This window comes from Paenibacillus sp. OV219 (assembly GCF_900110075.1).
GTDB lineage: Bacteria > Bacillota > Bacilli > Paenibacillales > Paenibacillaceae > Paenibacillus_Z.
This window is the reverse complement of record NZ_FOCJ01000006.1, coordinates 261529-280991: the sequence shown is the minus strand read 5'-3', so window position 1 is coordinate 280991 and position 19463 is coordinate 261529. Positions and strand designations below refer to the sequence as shown.

Genomic DNA, 19463 nt, shown 5'->3' with positions numbered 1-19463 from the left:
GCCGGATTCGAGATACCGCGGGCATCCCCTCTAGCTTCGCTAAAACAAACGCCCTACCTCATCCTCAACCCGCTTCAGCATCGCTTCCCGCGCAGCATCGTCTACCTGTGGCACGCCGCCGAAGAACAGATGGCCCGCTGTTTCGATCCCGCAGAACTCGAAGATGCCGGTATCCGACGTCTTCTGAAGCGCACCTAACATACCGATTGACTCGTAAATATCGGTTGGTGTTCCATGCGTATTGATGATGAAGCCTTTCTTACCGGTCAGCAGCTTCTCAATATTACCGTCATCACCGTACTCGTACGCATAGCCGTACGCGAAGACGCGATCAACGTAGCCTTTGAGAATCGCTGGCAAGCCTGTCCACCAGATCGGATAAATCCACGTCAGAACATCGGCATTGGTAATAAGCTGCTGCTCTGCACGAACATCTGACGGAATATCACCTGCGCGCAACGCTCCAAAGTCCTTCATACTCAATACGGCTTCGAATCCGATCCCATAGAGATCGCGGATGGTTACCTCGTGCCCTTTCTCTTGCAGCGCGCTAGTAAACCGCTTCGCAATCGCATGATTGAAGCTTTCTGAATTCGGATGAGCAATAACGACAAGATGTTTCATTGGCGGCAAACCTCCAAGAGTCTCTGAATCTGTTTTTTTGAAATCAGTTCATATTACCCTTGGCCGCCTCGTTTTATTCATTTATTCGTTTCACATCAACTGCGACGTTCAACAGCGCTTCGCTCGTTCCGCGATAGACGCCTTTGACCGGCACAATATCCTTGTAATCACGTCCATGCCCAAGCTTCACATACCGCTCGCCGACTAGCACGTCATTGGTCGGATCGAACCCACACCATCCGAGCCCTGGAACATAAGCTTCTACCCATGCATGCGAAGCCTGTTCAAAGTCAGCACTGCCACCTTGCAAATCTCCGACAAAATGATACCCGCTCACATAGCGTGCTGGCACTCCTTTGGCCCGACATGTTGCAATCATGAGATGTGCAAAGTCCTGGCATACGCCGCGCCGCCTGTGAAGCATATCACTTGCAATCGTGTGCACGTTCGTCGCTTCCGGATCGTACACGAATTCATTGCGGATGCGATTCGAGACGCAGGACAACCAAACAAACACGCCTAGCCGCTCCAACTCATTCGTACCGCCTTCCACTGGCGTTTCCGCAAAAGCAGCCACCTCAGGCGTAATGCCGGTATATTCGGTCGGGAGCAAATACTCCGCAAACTGGTTGACCGCCCCATCAGAAGCTAAATACCCCCATGCCTCCTGAGGGATCATCGCCTCTTCGCCCTGCTCCGGCTTGATTGCCTCTTTGGTCACCACGGTCATTTGCGTCTGAATCTTGAGGCTTTTATGCGAATTATTCACCGAGAACACATGGACCCGATTGCCAAAATAATCATAGTAACTGAAGAGCGGAGAATTCGGCTCCACTGAGATTGAATGCTGGTAGCAGGATTGCTGCTCGTTTGTGAATGGCGTCAGCCGTAGCTCATTGACACTGTCCATCACCGGATCTCCGTACGAATATTGTGTCGTATGCGTTATGAACAGCTTCATGCGCTGACCTCCCCCATTCGAAAAAAGGTAGAAGCGAATGACGCGCCAAGTTGTCCTGCCGCCTGCAGCAATTCACCCGTCACTTGACCTTCGGTCTGGATGTGCAAATCATCCCGTTCGAGGCAAGCGAGCTCCGCCTTCAGCTTCATGACTTGGCGGATAATCCGGTCATGAGCGACGCGCAGCTGCTTCTCCTGCAGCTGAATGCCGCGCAGATGCTCATCGAGCGCATCCAGCGAGTAATGAACCGAGCGCGGAAACACCTCGCTTAAGATCAGGAATTCCATGATCGCCTCAGGAGAGAGCGCATCGGCATAATAGCGGCGGAAAGGCTGGTATCCACTCACGGAACGAAGCACCGCTTGAAGGAACGGATAGAGGTCATTACTTCCTTCCACATCCGGATAGATCATCGTCCGAGACATAATCGCAGACTGCAAGATGCGCAGCGTATTCTCCGTCCGCTCCAAATAACGACCGCACTCAATGAAATGCCACTCATTCTCACGAGGCATGACCGACTGCGTAACCCCATAGAACAGTGCTGTCCACTCTTTTATCCGGCCAAAAAACTGATGCGGCGATTCCTTTGTAAAGTCGCCGTCCTGCTTCTCGCGCAGCCATAGGTAGAACCCATTCGTCACATCCCACAGCTCGCTTGGCAGCTTCTCACGCATCGTCCGCACATTGTCGCGCGCATAGTTGACGCACGTAACAAGTGAATTACTATTGTCACGATCAAGCGTGATGTAATGGATCACATCTTGCTCTGTATAAGTGTCATATTGTAGCTCATAGGCATCACGACTTCCGAGCGCATCCACGATGCGTCCCCATTTGCAGAGGGTCTGCGCCTTCTCGCCAGGCTCACCTCTTGGAATAACTGACATATCATCGGCTTGCAAATGATAATGTATATCTATTAGCCGGGCATGGTTCTCCGCTCGTTCCATGTACCTCCCGATCCAGAACAGCGCCTCTGCATTACGATTCAGCATCATAGATCCCTCCGCTTCATACTTTCCGACATTAGCGACTCAGCACCCAGGTGTCCTTCACGCCTCCGCCTTGTGAGGAGTTGACGACAAGCGAGCCTTCCTGCAGCGCGACACGTGTAAGCCCGCCAGGGATGACATGCGTCTGCGTCCCCATCAGCACGAACACGCGTAAATCAATATGCCGCGGCTGCATCGCGCCGCCAAGCATGACCGGTGCACGCGAGAGATTCATCGTCGTCTGAGCGATGTAGCGGCTCGGTTCACGCTGAATCGCATCGGCGAAAGCGCCGATTTCCTTCGCGCTTGCCGCTGGTCCAATCAGCATTCCATAGCCGCCGGATAGCGACGTCTCTTTAACGACGAGCTGATTCAAATTCTCAAGCGCGTATTCCCTGTCTTCCTTGCGCGACAAAATATAGGTCGGCACATTGTTCAGAATCGGCTCTTCGCCAAGGTAATACCGAACCATATCCGGCACATACGCATAGACGGCCTTGTCGTCTGCAACTCCCGTTCCCGGCGCATTCGCAATCGCAACATTGCCCGCCCTGTATGCGTTCATGAGCCCCGGAACACCTAGCAACGAATCCGCTTGAAAAGCGAGCGGGTCCAAGTAATCATCGTCAAGCCGCCTGTAGATGACATCTACTTGCCGCAAACCACGAAGATCGCGCAAATAGATTTTGTGATCCTTGTACACGAGGTCACGTCCTTCAACAAGATGGATGCCCATCTGCTGTGCGAGGAAAGCATGTTCGAAATAAGCGGAGTTGTACGCGCCTGGCGTAAGCAGCACAATGAGCGGATCCCGCTTCCCTGAAGGCGCCAAGCTGCGCAGCGAACCGAGGAAAACATTGAGGCTTCGTTCGATGTCCGATACCGCACACGATAAGTACAAGTCGGAGAAAAGCTCACTCATGAGGCTTCTTCCTTTGTACAAGTACGAGAATCCAGACGGGGTGCGAAGATTGTCCTCAAGCACGTAGTACCGGCCCATCTCGTCTCTTATTAAATCTATGCCAGAAGTGGTCATATAGACGTTCTGCGGCACATGAAGCCCGGCCATCTCCGGGCGAAAGTACTTGTTGCTGATGATCATTTGCCTTGGAATAATACCATCCTTCACAATCCGCTGTTCATGATAGATGTCACGGATGAAGGCGTTAAGCGCCAGTACTCGCTGCTTCATGCCCCGTTCGATTCCTTCCCACTCGTGCCGCGGGATGATGCGAGGAATATAGTCGAATGGAATGGTCCGCTCAAGCGGTTCATTTTGATTTTGGGCATATAACGTGAACGTAATTCCTTCTTCCAACATACGCTGCTGGATCTTCGTGTGGCGCGCTGCAAGCTCAGGCGGCTTCATACGGGCAAACGTTCGATGAACACCTTCATAATGGTCTCGCACCTTTGACTCGTGATCAAACATTTCGTCGTAGAATGATTGCGAATCGTACTGATTAAACCCGGATTTCATCGCCATCGACATCGTTACCGCCTCCAACACCTTCAGTGTCAACCTCATGTCATATTTTGTCCGAAATTGTCCAAGCTTCAAACGAATAATTACCTGTTATTAGCTTAAATGATATCAAATCCGAACATTGGTGTCAACTTACATGACATGTATAATAGGCGATAATCGATGATCCTTCTGCCCTTTACAATAATCACATGTCCGATCTGACGCCCATCTGCCATTAATCCATACTATGCTCAAGCAGCGAGATAGGCGCTTTTCCAACAATCATCTTCACGAACAATTAGATGCTTTACTTTGGAAATGTTCGTCGTGGAGACAGTCGCATACAACAGCTCTTCTGTATCAGAGTCATCTTGCTGGAATGCCAGCTTCCGGTTGGTCGGGTCATAGCTTGTAGCTGCCGCTATATTGCCAATCACATTCCGGTCGATTCGCTCATATCCGTAATTGCAAAGAGCCGCTACGAGCTGTTCCATCGTGAGTGGATATCGACAGCTTGTCCCGTCTTTGGCAATAAATACGGGTCCTTTCGGCGACGCAGTGATCATGCAAATCTCATCCAGCCCGAGCCATACCGGCTGATCGTATTCATTCAGAAGCAGCAGCTGCATGTTCAACACTCCTTTATAATAAATAGGAACTCATGTTCCCATTCTATCATAATTGCTGCTGCTTAACATTACGTATGTGCCATAAATCCCTTAGCACAGGAATGCCGCAGCACGCTTGTGACAGCGTACTGCGGCATCTTTACTTACCGGTTCAACAGGCTGCCTACGTAGCGCAGTAATTCATTCGAGCAAACTGGGCAATAGCCATGCTCGTCGATTAGCCGTTTAGTCACTTCATTAATCCGTTTGAGCTGCTTCTCGTCCGGCGTCTTCGTCGAGGTGGTAATTTTGACGATATCCTTCAGATCGGTAAACAGCTTCTTCTCAATCGCTTCGCGCAGTCGTTCGTGGCTGAAATAATCAAACTTCTTGCCTTTGCGCGAATAGGAGGAGATGCGAATCAGAATTTCTTCACGGAACGCCTTCTTCGCATTCTCAGAGACGCCGATTTGTTCCTCGATGGATCTCATAAGCCGCTCATCTGGATCCATCTCTTCGCCGGTCAGCGGATCTTTGATCTTCGACCAGTTGCAGTAGGACTCAATGTTGTCGAGATAGTTCTCGAACAGCGTTCTAGCAGACTCTTCGAAGGAGTAGACGAACGCCTTCTGAATCTCTTTCTTGGCGAGTCCGTCGTATTCTTTTCTTGCCGTTGAGATGAAGTTTAAGTACCGCTCGCGCTCTTCCTTCGTAATCGAAGGGTGCTGATCAAGCCCTTCCTTCAGCGCACGAAGCACATCAAGGGCGTTGATACATTGCAAATCCTGCTTAATGAGAGCACTGGAAATCCGGTTGATGACATACCGCGGATCAATTCCAGACATACCCTCTTCAATATACTCCGACTGCATTTCTTTGAGGTCGGCTTCTTTATAGCCTTCCACTTCCTCACCGTCGTACATCCGCATTTTTTTGACGAGGTCCATACCTTGCTTCTTCGTTTCTTTCAGACGCGTCAGAATCGAGAAGATCGCTGCCGAACGGAGTGCATGCGGCGCAATATGAATATGCTTCATATCACTTTGCCCGATCAGCTTCTTATAGATTTTCTCTTCCTCCGACACCTTGAGGTTATACGGAATCGGCATGACGATCATCCGGGACTGCAGCGCTTCGTTCTTCTTATTGGCGATGAACGACTTATACTCGGTTTCGTTCGTATGCGCCACGATGAGCTCATCAGCTGAAATCAAGGCGAACCTGCCGGCCTTGAAGTTGCCTTCCTGGGTAAGCGAGAGCAAATTCCAGAGGAACTTCTCATCACATTTCAACATCTCTTGAAACTCCATCAGACCGCGGTTCGCTTTATTCAGCTCACCGTCGAAACGGTAGGCACGGGGATCCGATTCCGAACCGAACTCGGTAATCGTCGAGAAGTCGATGCTGCCAGTCAAATCCGCGATGTCCTGAGACTTCGGATCTGACGGACTGAATGTTCCGATACCAATTCGGCTCTCCTCTGAGATAACTACGCGCTCAACCTGAACATTTTCAATCTCACCGCCGTATTCAGTTCTTACGCGCATCTGGCAGGAAGGGCACAGACTACCCTCAATCCGGACACCGAGCTCGCGCTCCGCTTCCGCGCGCAGCTCATGTGGGATGAGATGAAGCGGTTCTTCATGCATCGGGCAGCCTTTAATCGCATAGACAGAGCCTCGCTCTGTTCGCGAGAACTGTTCGAGCCCACGCTTGAGCATCGTAACGATGGTTGATTTACCCCCACTGACTGGACCCATCAGGAGCAAAATCCGTTTGCGGACATCAAGTCGGCGTGCCGATGAGTGGAAGTACTCCTCAACCAGCTTTTCTACAGCACGATCGAGCCCAAATATCTCCTGCTCAAAAAACTTGTATTTCTTCGTACCGCTGCCTTCCTCTACCACCCCGAATGACTCAATCATTTCGTAGACACGAGCATGCGCAGTCATGGCTGGAGTAGGATCTTGCCTTAGCAGCTCGAGATAGTCCTTGAATGAACCATTCCAAGTTAGCTTCTCACTTTCCGCCTTGTACGCCGATATTCGTTTCAAAATATCCATGCCGTAACCTCCTATAAGTTTTGCTAGAGGCAAAACTCACTTCGTTAGCATATACGCAGTTCATCCGGTGCTCAATTACAAGACGTCGAATGCGGGTCGTTGACCATCCAGCCATCTAAAGCTGCCCGGCATTTTTTATTGAAGTATTACATTCCTATGCGCTTTCTTAAGGGAAGTTGCCCTATTTTTTAAACAAGATTCCGTCAATTTCCGCGCCTCTCCCCGATGGATTGACAACTCATCTGGTTGCACAGATAGCTTATTCACCTCAGCTAGGCGATTGCAAACACTGGGAAATACCTCCCTGTTTGTGACTCAGCGCACCAGCATGAAAAATGTCGAATACAGCAGGAAACGACGAATGCCGCTCTAACCCGACACAATAAAGTTATTACATCCGTTGTAAGCCCAAAAATGAGGCTGAAGGAGCGGACAGGAATATGTTATAATCTCCAAAGACTTACGTCTTGCGCGAAAGTGGCGCCTCGCTACCGCAGGCAAGGAAAGGGGCGTTCGCGTACATGGCAATCACACATGAAACTGAGCTGTACAAGCCAATCAAGTCGTATTTTGAAAGACAAGGCTATGAGGTGAAGGGCGAAATCATGCATTGCGACCTCGTCGCCATTCATCCGCAAACGGAAGAAACGATTCTGGTCGAGATGAAGAAAACTTTCAATCTCGCCCTGCTTCTGCAAGGGGTTGAGCGGCTTCGACTCGGCGGCAACGTTATTCTCGCAGTAGAACGCAATCGTAAAAAGGGCGGTTCGCACAACCAACGCTTCGGCGATCTTGCAGAGCTATGCCGGATGCTTGGGATCGGGCTGATGACGGTCACCTTCTTCAAGACGAAGGAGCCGTTGCTCGAGATGCTCTGCGAGCCTGGAGATCCCCCTGTCCGTGAGCAGCGGCGAACTAGGCAGGCGAAGCTGCTGACTGAATTCCGTGAGCGAACCGGCGATTACAATATCGGGGGCAGCACAGGACGCAAGCTTATGACCGCGTATAAGGAGAAAGCGATCCGCGTCGCATGGGCAATCAGAGAGCACGGGCATCTGTCTCCAAGCGCGATTAAGAAACTGACAGATGTGACGAATACGGGACAGATTGTGCGGGATGACTATTACAAGTGGTTCACGCGCATCGAGCGCGGCTTATACGGGCTTAAGCCCGAGGGGATTGCAGCGCTTGCTGCACACGAAGAAATCGTGGAGGCGTGGCGGAAGAAACAAGGGGCCAAACAGCCATAATAAGTACATATTATAAAAGGAGCGAATTTACGAATGAGCGAGTCAAATGCAGTGAAAGTAATTGGAAGTGTTGAGGATTTCACAGCTTTCCCGGCGCATGTAAAAGTCGATATGCAGCCTCACTATATTGTAGAGGCTAAGCGCAAAGAAGGAGAAGAGCAGCGCTACAGCCTGATCTCGGCAATTTGCCCGCATGCAGGCGGCATCGTCCGCCCTCATCTGAACGAGCTCGTCTGTCCTCTTCACTACTGGTGCTTCGACGCACAGACAGGCGAATCAACGAACGTACCTGGCGAAACACTCGAATGCGCACCACTCGAAATCCGCGACGGCAAGTTCGTTCTCGTCGAGGCCTAAGCAATTGATCTGTGAAACACGAAAACCTCTAGCGCGATGAAGTCGCTAGAGGTTTTTTTGTTCTTATAAAATACACGATGAGCATGTCAGTAATAGTGGAGCAGTTGAATGATTCTGGAGAAGCGGTAGCGTTCGCCTAGGCGAAATGATTTGCGTGGTCTAACCAACGCTAAATCATTTGCGCCTCCGTATTCGGGTTCCAACCTTATTCAAATTGTTCAAAGGAATCCGAATACAACAGCGATCGAAAGAACATTCAACAGCGCAGCTATTACCCTTCACGCTCTCTCGGGTTTAGCAGCGTGCCAGAAACTCATTAAGCGTCTCCGCGAATCGCGTGATTCCCGTCGCCATGCGCTCGCCAGTCGTATACGTGAAGTTCAAACGCGCCTTATTGCGCTGTGGATCCGCCGCGTAGAACGACGCGCCTGGTACGAACGCCACGTTCTTCTGCACCGCAGCACGCAGCAGCGCTTCCGAGTCAAGTGCTTCCGGCAGCTCAAGCCACAGGAACATGCCACCCTTCGGCTCCACCCATTTCACATCGCTCCAGCCCTGCTTCTTAAGCAAGCTTTGCATCTGCTGCAACCTCTCGCCATAAGCTTTGCTAATGGTACGGATGTGATCGTCCAGCGGGAAATGCTGCAGCAGCTGATCCAGCGTCTGCTGGTCCAATGTGCTGGAGTGCAGATCCGCCGCCTGCTTCGCCTTTGCCATATTGCTGATTACTTCCCGATTACCAATCGCCCAGCCGGTACGCAGCGCCGGTGCAACTGTCTTCGAGAACGTGCTTGTATAAATAACATGACCTGCTTTGCCATCAAGGGAGAACAGAGTCGGATAATTTGCATTCGGATCGAACTTAATTTCGCCATATGGATCATCCTCAAGAATAGCAACGCCAAAGCGATGGCTCAGTTCAAGCAGCCCTTTGCGGCGTTCCAAACTCCATACTCTCCCTGTTGGATTGCCGAAGGTTGGAACAACATAAACCATCTTAGGCTTATGCAGTTTCATCAGACGCTCAGCCTCCTCGATGATCATACCATCCTTATCACTCTCGACAGGCACAACGGTAAGGCCGCTAAGGTTAAATACTTGCAGGCTTGCCAGATAGGTCGGGTTCTCGACGAGCACTACATCGCCGGGATTCATAAGAATACGCGTAACGAGGTCAATCGCTTGCTGCGAGCCAGTCGTAACAATCATTTCGTCAGGCGCAACATGCATATTTTTCTGTGCCATCCGGGCGCATAGCTGCTCGCGCAGTGGCAGGAAGCCTTCTGTAAGGCCATATTGAAGCGAGTTCTTGCCTGTACGGAACACACGCTCCGCCGCATCCTGAATCGCCTCAAGTGGGAATAGCTCCTCCGCCGGAAGTCCGCCGGCGAACGAAATGATTTCTTTACCTTGCGTTAGCTTAAGTATATCGCGAACGGCCGAGGATTGTAGCCGCTGCACATTGTTTGAGAACCGATATTCCACTATCGTCCACTCCCTTTCCTTTATCAAACATTTTACGCTCAAAGCGGGAAGGGGGCAACTCCAAACCACGACAAAGTTCGACAACCTTGTATATGAAATAGCTTGGTCCTGTAACAACTTGTTCACAACTTAGATCGTTTTCTTTTTGAACACCGTTGGTTATAATAATTAGTATGAAACATGCAGTATAGGAGGTAAGATGAATGACCATTAATTTTCTCATTGTCCTCACCGTTTCAGCCTTGTTCATAATTGCAATGCTGACTGCGTCTTACAACGACGATAAGACTAGTGGCTTGTAAGATGGACATCAGCAAGAACGACCGCTCTCGCCTGTGTGATGGCAGCGTAAGTTCTGTGCTTAAAAAAGAAGCTTCAGCGATTGTTCTTCAACATTCGCCGGAAGCTTCTTTTTGTTTGCTCTTATTCCATTTACCACAAGAACGACACGCCTTAAACCCGGCGTAGTCCAGTCATCTCGGTCATGCAAACTGCACACAGGTAACGTTCTTTAAATTCACGCACATCGTCCAGCGTATTGCAGAACACGCAGCGAGGACGGTAGCGCTCCAAAATAATTTGATCCCCTTGAACTAATATCTCTACAGGATCCCCCTCGTTCATTGAATATCTTTTGCGCAGCGATTTGGGCAAAACAATTCGACCCAATTGATCCACTTTACGCACAACACCAGCCGGTTTCACAATTCCACATCTCCTGTAAGTTACATTTTGAAAGCTAACATGTTATGACAATTTTCGCTTTCTACAAGGATTCGATAATGAAACTGTAATTCCTTCAACTTTTTAAAATTTCTTAGTATTGTGCAACATTTAATGTTTTAAAAGTTAACATTTTATAAATGTTCTATTCTAAACCGGCAAAATCCAGCTGGCGCAGCGCCTCGAACACGACAATCGCCGCAGAATTCGACAAATTCAGCGATCTCACCTTATCCGTCATCGGCACGCGAATGCACGTATCCAGATGAGCATCAAGAATTTCCTGCGGCAGCCCTTTCGTCTCTTTGCCGAAAACAAAGAAGTCTCCGTCCCGGTAGCTGTGCTTCGTGTACACTTGCGAGCTGCGTGTGCTTGCGCAGAAGAACCGCCCCTCCGGGTACTGGTCCCTCAACTCCTGAAAAGAGTCATGGTAATGAATCTCGACCGCATACCAGTAATCCAGACCAGCGCGTTTAAGTGTTTTGTCATCGGTATTGAAGCCTAGCGGTCTTACAAGATGGAGAATCGTGCCTGTTGCCGCGCAGGTACGCGCAATATTGCCTGTATTAGCCGGAATTTCCGGTTCGACGAGTACGATATGGAATGCCATTGTTAACCTTCCCCTTCTAGTTTTTACATAGCTTTTACGTTTGTTTAATCTCCTGCAAAAAAATGACTGTCATAATACAATTATAATTGCACGAAAAGGAGATCATAAACGATGAAGAAGAAAATATTAATCGTCGATGACGAGCCTTCCATCTCCATGTTGCTTGAATTTAATTTGAAGCTTGCCGGCTACGAGGTGCGCTGCGCTGCTGATGGTGAAGCCGTATTCGACTTCTTAAAGCCGTTTCGTCCCGACCTCATCGTTCTCGATCTCATGCTCCCGAAGATGGACGGTATTCAAGTATGCAGAGAGCTGCGAAAGCAAAATAATGCGGTGCCGATTATTATGTTAACGGCTTTGCAGGATGTCACTGACAAAATCGCCGGACTTGATAATGGCGCCGATGATTATATGACGAAGCCATTCTCTCCGCAAGAGCTGCTTTCACGTATTCAAGCGATCTTCCGCCGTACGCAGTCGCTGCTAGGCAAGAGTGACGAAGCCGTTCATGAGATCGGTCATTTGACAGTCATCACCGAGCAGCGTGAAGTGCAAGTGAATGGCAAGCAAGTCGAGCTTACGCCGAAGGAATTCGAACTGCTCCTCTTCCTCTGCCGCCACCGCGGCAAAGTGCTTAGCAGACAACAGCTGCTGCATGGCGTGTGGGACTATCACTTCCTCGGCGATACGCGAATCGTCGACGTCCATATCAGCCATCTTCGCGACAAAATCGAGAAAAACGCACGTACGCCAGAGTATATTATGACCGTTCGTAACGTCGGCTATAAACTAGCTGGCCCAGGCAGCAGCGCAGCCGATTCATCCTTGGCATAATCCTTTGCTCTCACAACTAGAAGACCGCCGTCCCCAAAGGCCCGGCGGTCTTCTTTTGTTTAAAAAAAGTAGTTGTGCGGCGCAGAGAGCGGCCGGAGATCGGTATGGAGTCGGAAAGCGATAGCGTTCGCCTTTGAAGTTGGATATCAACCTATAAATGTCTTATATAATCCGAGATATCCAAACTACAACAGCGATGCAGACCCATACCGACCGCAGGCCGCGGAGCCTATGCGAGCCATCTCCCTACCTTCGTTATCCGTTCTGTTTCTGGAAATCCGCCATGAATTCGGCGAGTGCCTTGCAGCTCTCCAGCGGCACAGCATTGTACGTCGATGCGCGCAAGCCACCAACACTGCGATGTCCCTTCAAGCCGACGAAGCCATGCTGCTCCGATTCCTTCGCGAACTGCTTCTCGAGCTCTTCAGTTCCGAGGCGGAACGTAATGTTCATAAGTGAACGGCTACCTGCCTCTGCGAAGCCGCGGTAGAAGCCGCCACTTTGATCGATTGTGTCATAGATCAGCTTCGTCTTATCGCGATTGTATTGCTCAACCGCGGCAACGCCGCCTCTATCTTTCACCCATTTCAACATCAGACCGACCAAGTAAATCGAGAAGGAAGGCGGTGTGTTGTAAAGGGAATTGTTCTTCACATGCGTATCGTAACGAAGCATCGTCGGAATCGATTTCGGGCTTTCTGCAACGAGATCCTCACGCACGATCACGATCGTTACACCGGATGGGCCAAGGTTCTTCTGCGCTCCGGCATAGATCATGCCGAATTTACTTACATCAACCGGACGGCTCAGTATATCGCTCGACAAGTCGCCGATCAGCGTCACATCACCTGTTTCTGGATATTTAGCATACTGCGTGCCTTCAATCGTTTCATTCGAAGTGATGTGCAGGTAGGCTGTATTCTCAGGAATCTCGATTTCACCAAGCTCAGGTATGCGGTTGAACTTGTACGCTTCCGAGGATGCCGCAATTGCAGTTTCACCGAAAAGCTTTGCTTCTTTAATCGCCTTATCCGCCCAACTGCCCGTGTTTACGAATGCCGCTGTTTTGCCTGGCGTGAGCAGATTCATCGGAATCATAGCAAACTGCGTGCTTGCTCCGCCCTGCAGGAAGAGCACCTTATAATTGCTCGGAATTCCGAACAATTCACGAAGAAGGGATTGAGCACCGTCATTGACTTCTTCAAAGATGCTGCTGCGATGGGACATCTCCATAATTGACATGCCAGCACCGGCATAATCAATGAATTCCTGCTGAGCCTGCTGCAGCACTTCAAGCGGCAGCGCTGCTGGACCAGCATTAAAGTTATAAGCGCGATTCGTCATGTAGCTCACTCCACTCTTCTAATTTGCTTATGTGTATGATAGCAAGTTTAAAGGCTTGCATCAAGTCAAAAAGTCGAACATATTCCAACAGTTCTATTAAGAATATTCGGATTTAGCTTGCAATGAAGATATAAAAACGAGCTCTCTGGGTAGAGAGCTCGTTTGAATGGAAATAATAAGTCCGGAATTAGCAGTCGAAGTACAGGCTAAACTCGTGTGGATGAACACGGATCGCTACTGCTTTAGCTTCGGAACGTTTCAGTGCAATGAAATTCTCGATGAAGTCTTGCGAGAATACGCCGCCTTCAGTCAAGAACTCGCAATCCGCTTCCAGAGCGTCAAGCGCTTCGTCCAGCGTACCTGGAACCGAACGGATTTCTTTTTTGTCTTCATCAGACAGATCGTAGATGTTTTTGTCGAATGGACCATATCCAAGAGCAACTGGATCCAATTGACGTTTGATGCCGTCCAGACCTGCAAGCAGCATTGCTGCGAATGCAAGGTAAGGGTTAGCTGTGGAGTCCGGTGTACGGAACTCGATACGGCAGCCTTTAGGCGTTACAGCTGCAACCGGAATACGGATTGCTGCAGAACGGTTGCCTTTGGAGAACACAAGGTTAACCGGTGCTTCGTAGCCTGGTACCAGACGTTTGAACGAGTTTGTCGATGGGTTCGTGATTGCAATCAGCGCTGGTGCGTGATGCAGAATACCACCGATGTAGTGCAGCGCCAATTGGCTCAGGTTTGCATAAGCGCCTTTCTCGTAGAACAACGGGGAATCACCGTTGAAGATCGAGCTGTGAACGTGCATACCGCTACCGTTGTCGCCGAAGAGTGGTTTTGGCATGAACGTTGCCACTTTGCCCCATTGACGAGCAACGTTGTTGATGATGTATTTATATTTCAAAAGATTATCAGCTGTTTTCGTCAGCGTATCGAAACGGAAGTTGATTTCCGCTTGACCAGCTGTAGCAACTTCGTGATGGTGACGCTCAACGCGAAGACCTGTTTCTTGCATGATGCGAACCATTTCACTGCGGATGTCTTGTTGCGCGTCGACTGGAGCAACTGGCACATAGCCGCCTTTAACACCGATTTTATAACCAAGGTTGCCGCCTTCTTCTTTACGACCCGTGTTCCAAGCCGCTTCGTCGGAATCGACGGAGTAGTAGGACGTGTTCATTTTGCTTTCGAAACGAACGTCGTCAAAAATGAAGAACTCGGACTCAGGAGCGAAGAATGCTGTAGTACCGATGCCCGTCGTTTGCAGATATTCTTCTGCTTTTTGAGCGATGCTGCGCGGATCGCGCTCATAACGTTCGCCGTCAGGTGTATGGATGTTACACATAATGTTCAATGTCGGGTGATCCGTGAACGGATCGATGAAGCTAGCCTCAGTGTCCGGCATCATAACCATGTCGGATTCTTCGATGCCGCGGAAACCAGCGATCGAGGAACCGTCGAAAGCTACGCCGTTAACAAACGTTTCGGCATCCACTTCCGTAGCAGGAAGCGTGATGTGGTGCGCGTGGCCAGAAAGATCCACGAAGCGGAAATCGACAAACATGATGCTGTTCTCTTGGATTGTGTTCAATACGTTTTGAACTGACATTTGGGTATTTCCTCCATTTCCGAATTTCCGAACATTTGAGATGTTTAGGACAGTTATTGTTCAACTTCTGATCTGAAACTATGATTGTTATTATAGATACCTGCTCTAATCCCGTCAATAGTCATGTCAGGTATTTTTAAAACCTATTGTTAGATAACTTCACATTATTGACGCAATAGCTAAAAACCCGCAATTTACCTATAAATAACAAGCTGCAGCCCTCAAGAATCAAAGGCTGCAGCTTGTTATTATCCGCGAATTAACGTCTACGGAAACCTTATATTTTCCACGTATTGAAGAACTCAGCTGGCTCTTTCGGTGTGTCAAAACGCTTTCCTACGAGGTTACCAAGCTGTTCCAGTTGTTTCAGAAGGTTCGCGAATTGGTCAGGGAACAGTGATTGTACCCCATCGCCAGTCATCGAGTTGTCGGGATCGGTGTGCATCTCGATTATGAGGCCGTTCGCTCCTGCTGCCACCGACGCTTTCGCCATTGGCTCTACGAGTTCCCGACGGCCTGTGCCATGACTCGGATCCGAGATAACCGGCAAATGGCTCAGCCCCTGAAGTACCGGAATCGCTGCCAAATCAAGCGTGTTGCGCGTGTATGTTTCAAACGTACGAATTCCACGTTCACAGAGCATAACGTTCGGATTTCCGCCTGCAAGGATGTATTCTGCTGCATTCAGGAATTCATCGTAAGTAGCGCTGAAACCTCGCTTCAGAAGTACTGGCGTCTGAATCGTGCCCAGCTTGCGAAGCAGGTCAAAGTTCTGCATGTTCCGCGTGCCGACCTGCAAAATATCCGCATATTCTGCACAGATATCAACGTACTCCGGCGTCATAACCTCTGTTATCGTCAGCAGGCCATGCTTGCGCCCTGCGTCCGCCATCATCTTCAGTCCTTCTACGCCGACCCCTTGGAAGCTGTAAGGCCCGGTACGCGGCTTGAACGCGCCCCCGCGAAGCACTTGTCCGCCTGCTGCCTTCACGAGCCTAGCGATCTCATCAATCTGCTCTGGCGTCTCAACGGCACAAGGTCCGCCCATAATAGCGAGGTGCTCGCCACCGATCTTCACGCCTTTAATTTCAATAACGGTATCATCCGGGTGGAAGTCACGGCTCGCGAGCTTGTAAGACTTCGAAATCTTGATGACATTCTCGACATCCTTCATTGAACGCAGATGCTCTGCGAGCGATGGCTCCGCTTTGCCGATAATGCCGATGACGGTACGGTCAGTTCCGCGCGATACATGCGCTTGAACGCCGGACTTCTCGATCTGATGTACGATCTCTGCAATTCTCTCTTCTGGCGCATTGTGCTTCGTTATGACGATCATTATAATAACTCCCTTTCGACTTTTATACTTAGACGCGTGTACGCTTTTAAGCTTCGACGCTTTTATGCTTTTAGGCTTTTAATCACTAAAGCAAATATACAAGAAAAAACCGACCTCGTCAAGAGATCGGTTTCCATGATCATTCGACTTTATTCCGCCACAGGCTTCACTTCGATAGCACTTCGGCGAAGTTTCCGCTTCTCTTTACGCTTGTTCGCCATATATTGCAGCGTTAGCTTAACAGGGAAGTAGAACAGCGCGCCAAGGATAACTCCATCAATGATACCGCCCACGATCAGCTTCAAATTCATATACAGTAAATGGTCGAGCCAGTGCGGCGCGAACGGCAGCGAAACTTTCATATGCTTAGGCAGCACCCAGCCGCCGACCATACTATTCACGAAAGCGATTGGAATAAAGATAATTTTGCCAAAAACAAATCCGATTAGCGCGCCGGCAAGGCTCGCATTAAACATGTAGATGAGCGGGAAAATCAAGAAAAACGCAAGACCGTATGTCGGCAGCGTAAACATCTCTACGAAGATACCAATCGCAAATCCAAGAGCAACGATGGATGGGCCGCCAGGCGCCCGCATCAGCTGTGTATACTTCAGTTTCAGCCAACGTTTAATCGAGCGCGGTTTTCTTGCAGTCTTCAATTTAGATGCGCTCCTTTCACTTACAAGGACGATTTCACTCGAACTGTAGGTAGCAATTTATTCATGTTAACCGTACGCTGTGCCACCCAAGTTTCAGGCTTCGCCTCGTCAAATTGCTCCAGGTAAGCGATAACTTCCTTTGTAAGCGGAGTTGGCGTAGATGCACCTGAGGTTACAGCTACACGTTTCTTGCCTTTCAGCCACTCCAAGTCGATTTCTGAGACATCCGAAACCCGGTAAGCCGGTACACCAGCTATTTCTTCCGATACTTGCGCGAGCCGGTTGGAGTTGTTGCTTCTCGGATCTCCAACGACAATGGTAAGCTCGGCTTGACCAGCCTGCTCAGCTACCGCTTCCTGCCGCACCTGTGTCGCCAAACATATTTCATTATGAATTTCTGCCGATGGGAATGCCGTAAGCAGCTTGCTGATCAAATGTTTAATATCCCATTGCGACATCGTCGTTTGATTCGTAATAATGATGCGGTCAGCGCTAAGCTGAAGCTGGTCGATCTCCTCTGCACGCTCAATCAAATGGACGTGCTCCGGTGCAATGCCGATCGCGCCTTCCGGCTCCGGATGGGCTTTCTTCCCGATATAAATCACTTCGTAACCTTCCGCTACCTTCTCGCGAATAAGGTCATGAGTCTTCGTTACATCCGGACAAGTCGCATCGACTAGCGTAAGGCCTTTATCCTTAGCACGCTTTCGCACTTCAGGCGACACGCCATGTGCCGTGAAGATGACTGTGCCGCTTGTAATCTGATCAAGAATTTCAAGCCGGTTCTCACCGTCCAGCGTAATGACGCCAGCTTCCTTAAACGCTTCCGTTACATGACTATTATGAACGATCATGCCCAAAATATAGATCGGCCGCGGTAATTCTAAATTTTTTGCGGTTTGCAGCGCCAGCACCATTGCATCCACTACGCCATAGCAATAACCGCGCGGAGAAATTTTTACAATTTCCATACCTTGCGTCCCCTGCTTTCTACGTAAAACCATACGATTCTAAAGAACTAGCCTCAGGCTATTATACTTCATTGATCTTCTCGTGGAAAGCAACTGGGAGCCAGACGATAAACGTGGTCCCTTCTCCCTCGCGTGTCGACACCTCGACGGAACCTCCATGCTCATCAATAATCCACTTGGCAATGGATAACCCGAGTCCGGTACCGCTCGTCTGACCGCGCGATTCATCCGCACGATAGAACCGTTCAAAGATATGAGGCACTTCTTTGCTCGCCATTCCGATGCCAGTGTCTTTAATAATAATGCCTGCCTGGTTGCCGGAACGGACGGCGCGCAGCTCAACATAGCCGCTTGGCGTGTATTTGAAAGCATTCTCAACGAAAATAAAGAATAGCTGACGCAAAAAATCAGCGTGTGCATCTACTTCTACGTTTGCAATAGCGCTTAGGTTCCCAATTCTCCATTCAACATTTCTTGGAAGCAGCTGCGCCTTCCGGGCAACATCCTCGACGAGCGGCAGCAGGGGCTGCACGCTTTTCTCCATTTCATAGCCTGCATCTGCGCGGGCAAGCGCTAGCAAGTCGTTCACAAGACTCGACATCCGCTTCGCCTCGCCGGCAATGTCGCCCATCGCTTCCCTTGTCAGCATGACACGCTGACGTTCCTTATCGCTCAGCTGCGGCAGCGAGCTGCCTTCTTGCTCCTGCTGCTCCGTTCCCGCTTCAAGCGCAGGCAGCCACATCCGCTCCAGCAGCTCGATGTTGCCGCGGATCGTCGTCAAGGGCGTACGCAGCTCATGCGACGCATCGGAAACGAACCGGCGCTGCGCCTTGTACGCATCATCGAGCTCATTGTAAGTCGTCTCGATCCGGCCGAGCATACCGTTCAGCGTATCCGTTAATCGGCCCAGTTCATCCTTCGGACCGGAATGCGGAATCCGCATACTTAAATCAGAGCCGTTATCGATCTGATTGCTGGCTCGAATAACATTCTCGATTGGACGCAGCGCTTGGCGCGCCAGAAATAAGCCAAGCGTAAAGGCGATAAGCACGACAACAATAAGCGAGAAGATGAGCGTTGTTCGAAGCTCGTTGAGAAACTTATCTTCTCGGCCGGAATACGCCGCAACCTGAAGCATGCCGAACACTTCACCGTTCTGCTTCAACAGATGCTGATATGTCAGAAACGGATATTTGTCGACATGCAGCTCCTGAAATCCTTCATCGCTTTCGGTCACTTTCTTCTGTTCCGGGTAAGGAAGCAGCATATCGAGGCGGCGCAAATTTTGCGTTGTCTGCACAACGCCTTTCTTATAATTGATGACTTGAATGTAAATCTCATCATCTGCAAAGATCGAGGAAGGCGACACCTTGAAATTGTCAAACATATCCAGCGTTGATGTAATGTTAATGGCATTCACCTGCGTCTCGATCTTCGCCTTCATTTCCTTATACGTGTTGTAACCGACGAAGAAATAGATCGCTACGCCGAATGCGATAAGCGTAACAGCCAGAATGACCGAGTACCATAATGTAAGCCGCAGCCTGATCGACATGATGC

General features: G+C 49.8%; 18 protein-coding genes. 3 read left to right on the top strand and 15 right to left on the bottom strand.

Annotated features, from left to right (window positions below):
• Nucleotides 1–39 precede the first annotated feature (39 nt).
• The 6 genes from BMY11_RS17040 to BMY11_RS17015 all read right to left on the bottom strand — a co-directional run bounded on the left by BMY11_RS17040 (nucleotide 40) and on the right by BMY11_RS17015 (nucleotide 6719).
• On the bottom strand, nucleotides 40–624 hold the full coding sequence (locus BMY11_RS17040) for an NAD(P)H-dependent oxidoreductase (protein ID WP_090578590.1): 585 nt from the start codon (nucleotides 622–624) through the stop codon (nucleotides 40–42).
• 73 nt (nucleotides 625–697) lie between these two features.
• A complete protein-coding gene (locus BMY11_RS17035) occupies nucleotides 698–1585 on the bottom strand; it encodes a transglutaminase family protein (protein WP_090578587.1) in 888 nt (295 codons plus the stop codon).
• On the bottom strand, nucleotides 1582–2586 hold the full coding sequence (locus BMY11_RS17030; protein ID WP_256217577.1) for an alpha-E domain-containing protein: 1005 nt from the start codon (nucleotides 2584–2586) through the stop codon (nucleotides 1582–1584). Before BMY11_RS17030 ends, BMY11_RS17035 begins: the two co-directional genes overlap by 4 nt.
• A 28-nt stretch (nucleotides 2587–2614) precedes the next feature.
• Entirely contained in the window at nucleotides 2615–4072 is a 1458-nt protein-coding gene (locus BMY11_RS17025; protein ID WP_090578581.1) for a circularly permuted type 2 ATP-grasp protein, read from the bottom strand.
• Nucleotides 4073–4299: 227 nt separating this feature from the next.
• Nucleotides 4300–4677, bottom strand: coding sequence for a hypothetical protein (locus BMY11_RS17020; RefSeq protein ID WP_090578579.1), 378 nt, complete (start codon nucleotides 4675–4677; stop codon nucleotides 4300–4302).
• Nucleotides 4678–4820: 143 nt separating this feature from the next.
• A complete protein-coding gene (locus BMY11_RS17015) occupies nucleotides 4821–6719 on the bottom strand; it encodes a PrkA family serine protein kinase (RefSeq protein ID WP_090578576.1) in 1899 nt (632 codons plus the stop codon).
• Nucleotides 6720–7240: 521 nt separating this feature from the next.
• On the opposite strand from BMY11_RS17015, the gene BMY11_RS17010 reads away from it, so the two are divergent.
• Nucleotides 7241–7969, top strand: a complete 729-nt coding sequence (locus BMY11_RS17010; RefSeq protein WP_090578573.1) for a DUF2161 family putative PD-(D/E)XK-type phosphodiesterase — start codon at nucleotides 7241–7243, stop codon at nucleotides 7967–7969.
• A 33-nt stretch (nucleotides 7970–8002) separates the two neighbouring features.
• The gene (locus tag BMY11_RS17005; RefSeq protein WP_090578570.1) at nucleotides 8003–8326 is read left to right on the top strand and encodes a Rieske 2Fe-2S domain-containing protein; all 324 of its coding nucleotides are present in this window, start codon (nucleotides 8003–8005) and stop codon (nucleotides 8324–8326) included.
• 294 nt (nucleotides 8327–8620) lie between these two features.
• Here the strand turns inward: BMY11_RS17005 and BMY11_RS17000 are convergent, their stop codons facing one another.
• The 3 genes from BMY11_RS17000 to trmL form a co-directional block, all read right to left on the bottom strand.
• On the bottom strand, nucleotides 8621–9811 hold the full coding sequence (locus BMY11_RS17000) for an aminotransferase-like domain-containing protein (protein ID WP_090578567.1): 1191 nt from the start codon (nucleotides 9809–9811) through the stop codon (nucleotides 8621–8623).
• Nucleotides 9812–10264: 453 nt separating this feature from the next.
• A complete protein-coding gene (locus tag BMY11_RS16995) occupies nucleotides 10265–10516 on the bottom strand; it encodes an AbrB/MazE/SpoVT family DNA-binding domain-containing protein (protein ID WP_090578564.1) in 252 nt (83 codons plus the stop codon).
• Between the two features lie 163 nt (nucleotides 10517–10679).
• Complete coding sequence (gene trmL / locus BMY11_RS16990) at nucleotides 10680–11144, bottom strand: tRNA (uridine(34)/cytosine(34)/5-carboxymethylaminomethyluridine(34)-2'-O)-methyltransferase TrmL (protein WP_090578561.1); 465 nt, start codon at nucleotides 11142–11144, stop codon at nucleotides 10680–10682.
• A 111-nt stretch (nucleotides 11145–11255) separates the two neighbouring features.
• Between trmL and BMY11_RS16985 the strand changes: the two genes are divergently transcribed.
• Nucleotides 11256–11978, top strand: coding sequence for a response regulator transcription factor (locus BMY11_RS16985; protein WP_090578558.1), 723 nt, complete (start codon nucleotides 11256–11258; stop codon nucleotides 11976–11978).
• 255 nt (nucleotides 11979–12233) lie between these two features.
• Here the strand turns inward: BMY11_RS16985 and serC are convergent, their stop codons facing one another.
• The 6 genes from serC to BMY11_RS16955 form a co-directional block, all read right to left on the bottom strand.
• A complete protein-coding gene (gene serC, locus BMY11_RS16980; RefSeq protein WP_090578556.1) occupies nucleotides 12234–13322 on the bottom strand; it encodes a 3-phosphoserine/phosphohydroxythreonine transaminase in 1089 nt (362 codons plus the stop codon).
• Nucleotides 13323–13509: 187 nt separating this feature from the next.
• Nucleotides 13510–14934: a type I glutamate--ammonia ligase gene (glnA, locus tag BMY11_RS16975; protein ID WP_090578553.1), complete on the bottom strand. Its 1425-nt coding sequence runs from the start codon at nucleotides 14932–14934 to the stop codon at nucleotides 13510–13512.
• A 277-nt stretch (nucleotides 14935–15211) separates the two neighbouring features.
• Complete coding sequence (gene aroF / locus BMY11_RS16970; protein WP_090578551.1) at nucleotides 15212–16273, bottom strand: 3-deoxy-7-phosphoheptulonate synthase; 1062 nt, start codon at nucleotides 16271–16273, stop codon at nucleotides 15212–15214.
• A 149-nt stretch (nucleotides 16274–16422) separates the two neighbouring features.
• Nucleotides 16423–16932 (bottom strand): DUF2062 domain-containing protein, encoded by a 510-nt coding sequence (locus BMY11_RS16965; protein ID WP_256217574.1) that lies wholly within the window; start codon nucleotides 16930–16932, stop codon nucleotides 16423–16425.
• A 20-nt stretch (nucleotides 16933–16952) separates the two neighbouring features.
• Complete coding sequence (locus BMY11_RS16960; protein WP_090578548.1) at nucleotides 16953–17903, bottom strand: 4-hydroxy-3-methylbut-2-enyl diphosphate reductase; 951 nt, start codon at nucleotides 17901–17903, stop codon at nucleotides 16953–16955.
• Nucleotides 17904–17964: 61 nt separating this feature from the next.
• On the bottom strand, nucleotides 17965–19458 hold the full coding sequence (locus tag BMY11_RS16955; protein ID WP_090578545.1) for a sensor histidine kinase: 1494 nt from the start codon (nucleotides 19456–19458) through the stop codon (nucleotides 17965–17967).
• Nucleotides 19459–19463: the final 5 nt, after the last annotated feature.

Coding starts and splice junctions, on each gene's coding strand:
- BMY11_RS17005 (WP_090578570.1), top strand. CDS start 8,003: ATGAGCGAGTCAAATGCAGTGAAAGTAATTGGAAGTGTTGAGGATTTC.
- trmL (WP_090578561.1), bottom strand. CDS start 11,144: ATGGCATTCCATATCGTACTCGTCGAACCGGAAATTCCGGCTAATACA.
- BMY11_RS17040 (WP_090578590.1), bottom strand. CDS start 624: ATGAAACATCTTGTCGTTATTGCTCATCCGAATTCAGAAAGCTTCAAT.
- serC (WP_090578556.1), bottom strand. CDS start 13,322: ATGACGAATCGCGCTTATAACTTTAATGCTGGTCCAGCAGCGCTGCCG.
- BMY11_RS17010 (WP_090578573.1), top strand. CDS start 7,241: ATGGCAATCACACATGAAACTGAGCTGTACAAGCCAATCAAGTCGTAT.
- BMY11_RS17015 (WP_090578576.1), bottom strand. CDS start 6,719: ATGGATATTTTGAAACGAATATCGGCGTACAAGGCGGAAAGTGAGAAG.
- BMY11_RS17020 (WP_090578579.1), bottom strand. CDS start 4,677: ATGCAGCTGCTGCTTCTGAATGAATACGATCAGCCGGTATGGCTCGGG.
- glnA (WP_090578553.1), bottom strand. CDS start 14,934: ATGTCAGTTCAAAACGTATTGAACACAATCCAAGAGAACAGCATCATG.
- aroF (WP_090578551.1), bottom strand. CDS start 16,273: ATGATCGTCATAACGAAGCACAATGCGCCAGAAGAGAGAATTGCAGAG.
- BMY11_RS17025 (WP_090578581.1), bottom strand. CDS start 4,072: ATGTCGATGGCGATGAAATCCGGGTTTAATCAGTACGATTCGCAATCA.
- BMY11_RS17035 (WP_090578587.1), bottom strand. CDS start 1,585: ATGAAGCTGTTCATAACGCATACGACACAATATTCGTACGGAGATCCG.
- BMY11_RS16960 (WP_090578548.1), bottom strand. CDS start 17,903: ATGGAAATTGTAAAAATTTCTCCGCGCGGTTATTGCTATGGCGTAGTG.
- BMY11_RS16985 (WP_090578558.1), top strand. CDS start 11,256: ATGAAGAAGAAAATATTAATCGTCGATGACGAGCCTTCCATCTCCATG.
- BMY11_RS16955 (WP_090578545.1), bottom strand. CDS start 19,458: ATGTCGATCAGGCTGCGGCTTACATTATGGTACTCGGTCATTCTGGCT.
- BMY11_RS17030 (WP_256217577.1), bottom strand. CDS start 2,586: ATGATGCTGAATCGTAATGCAGAGGCGCTGTTCTGGATCGGGAGGTAC.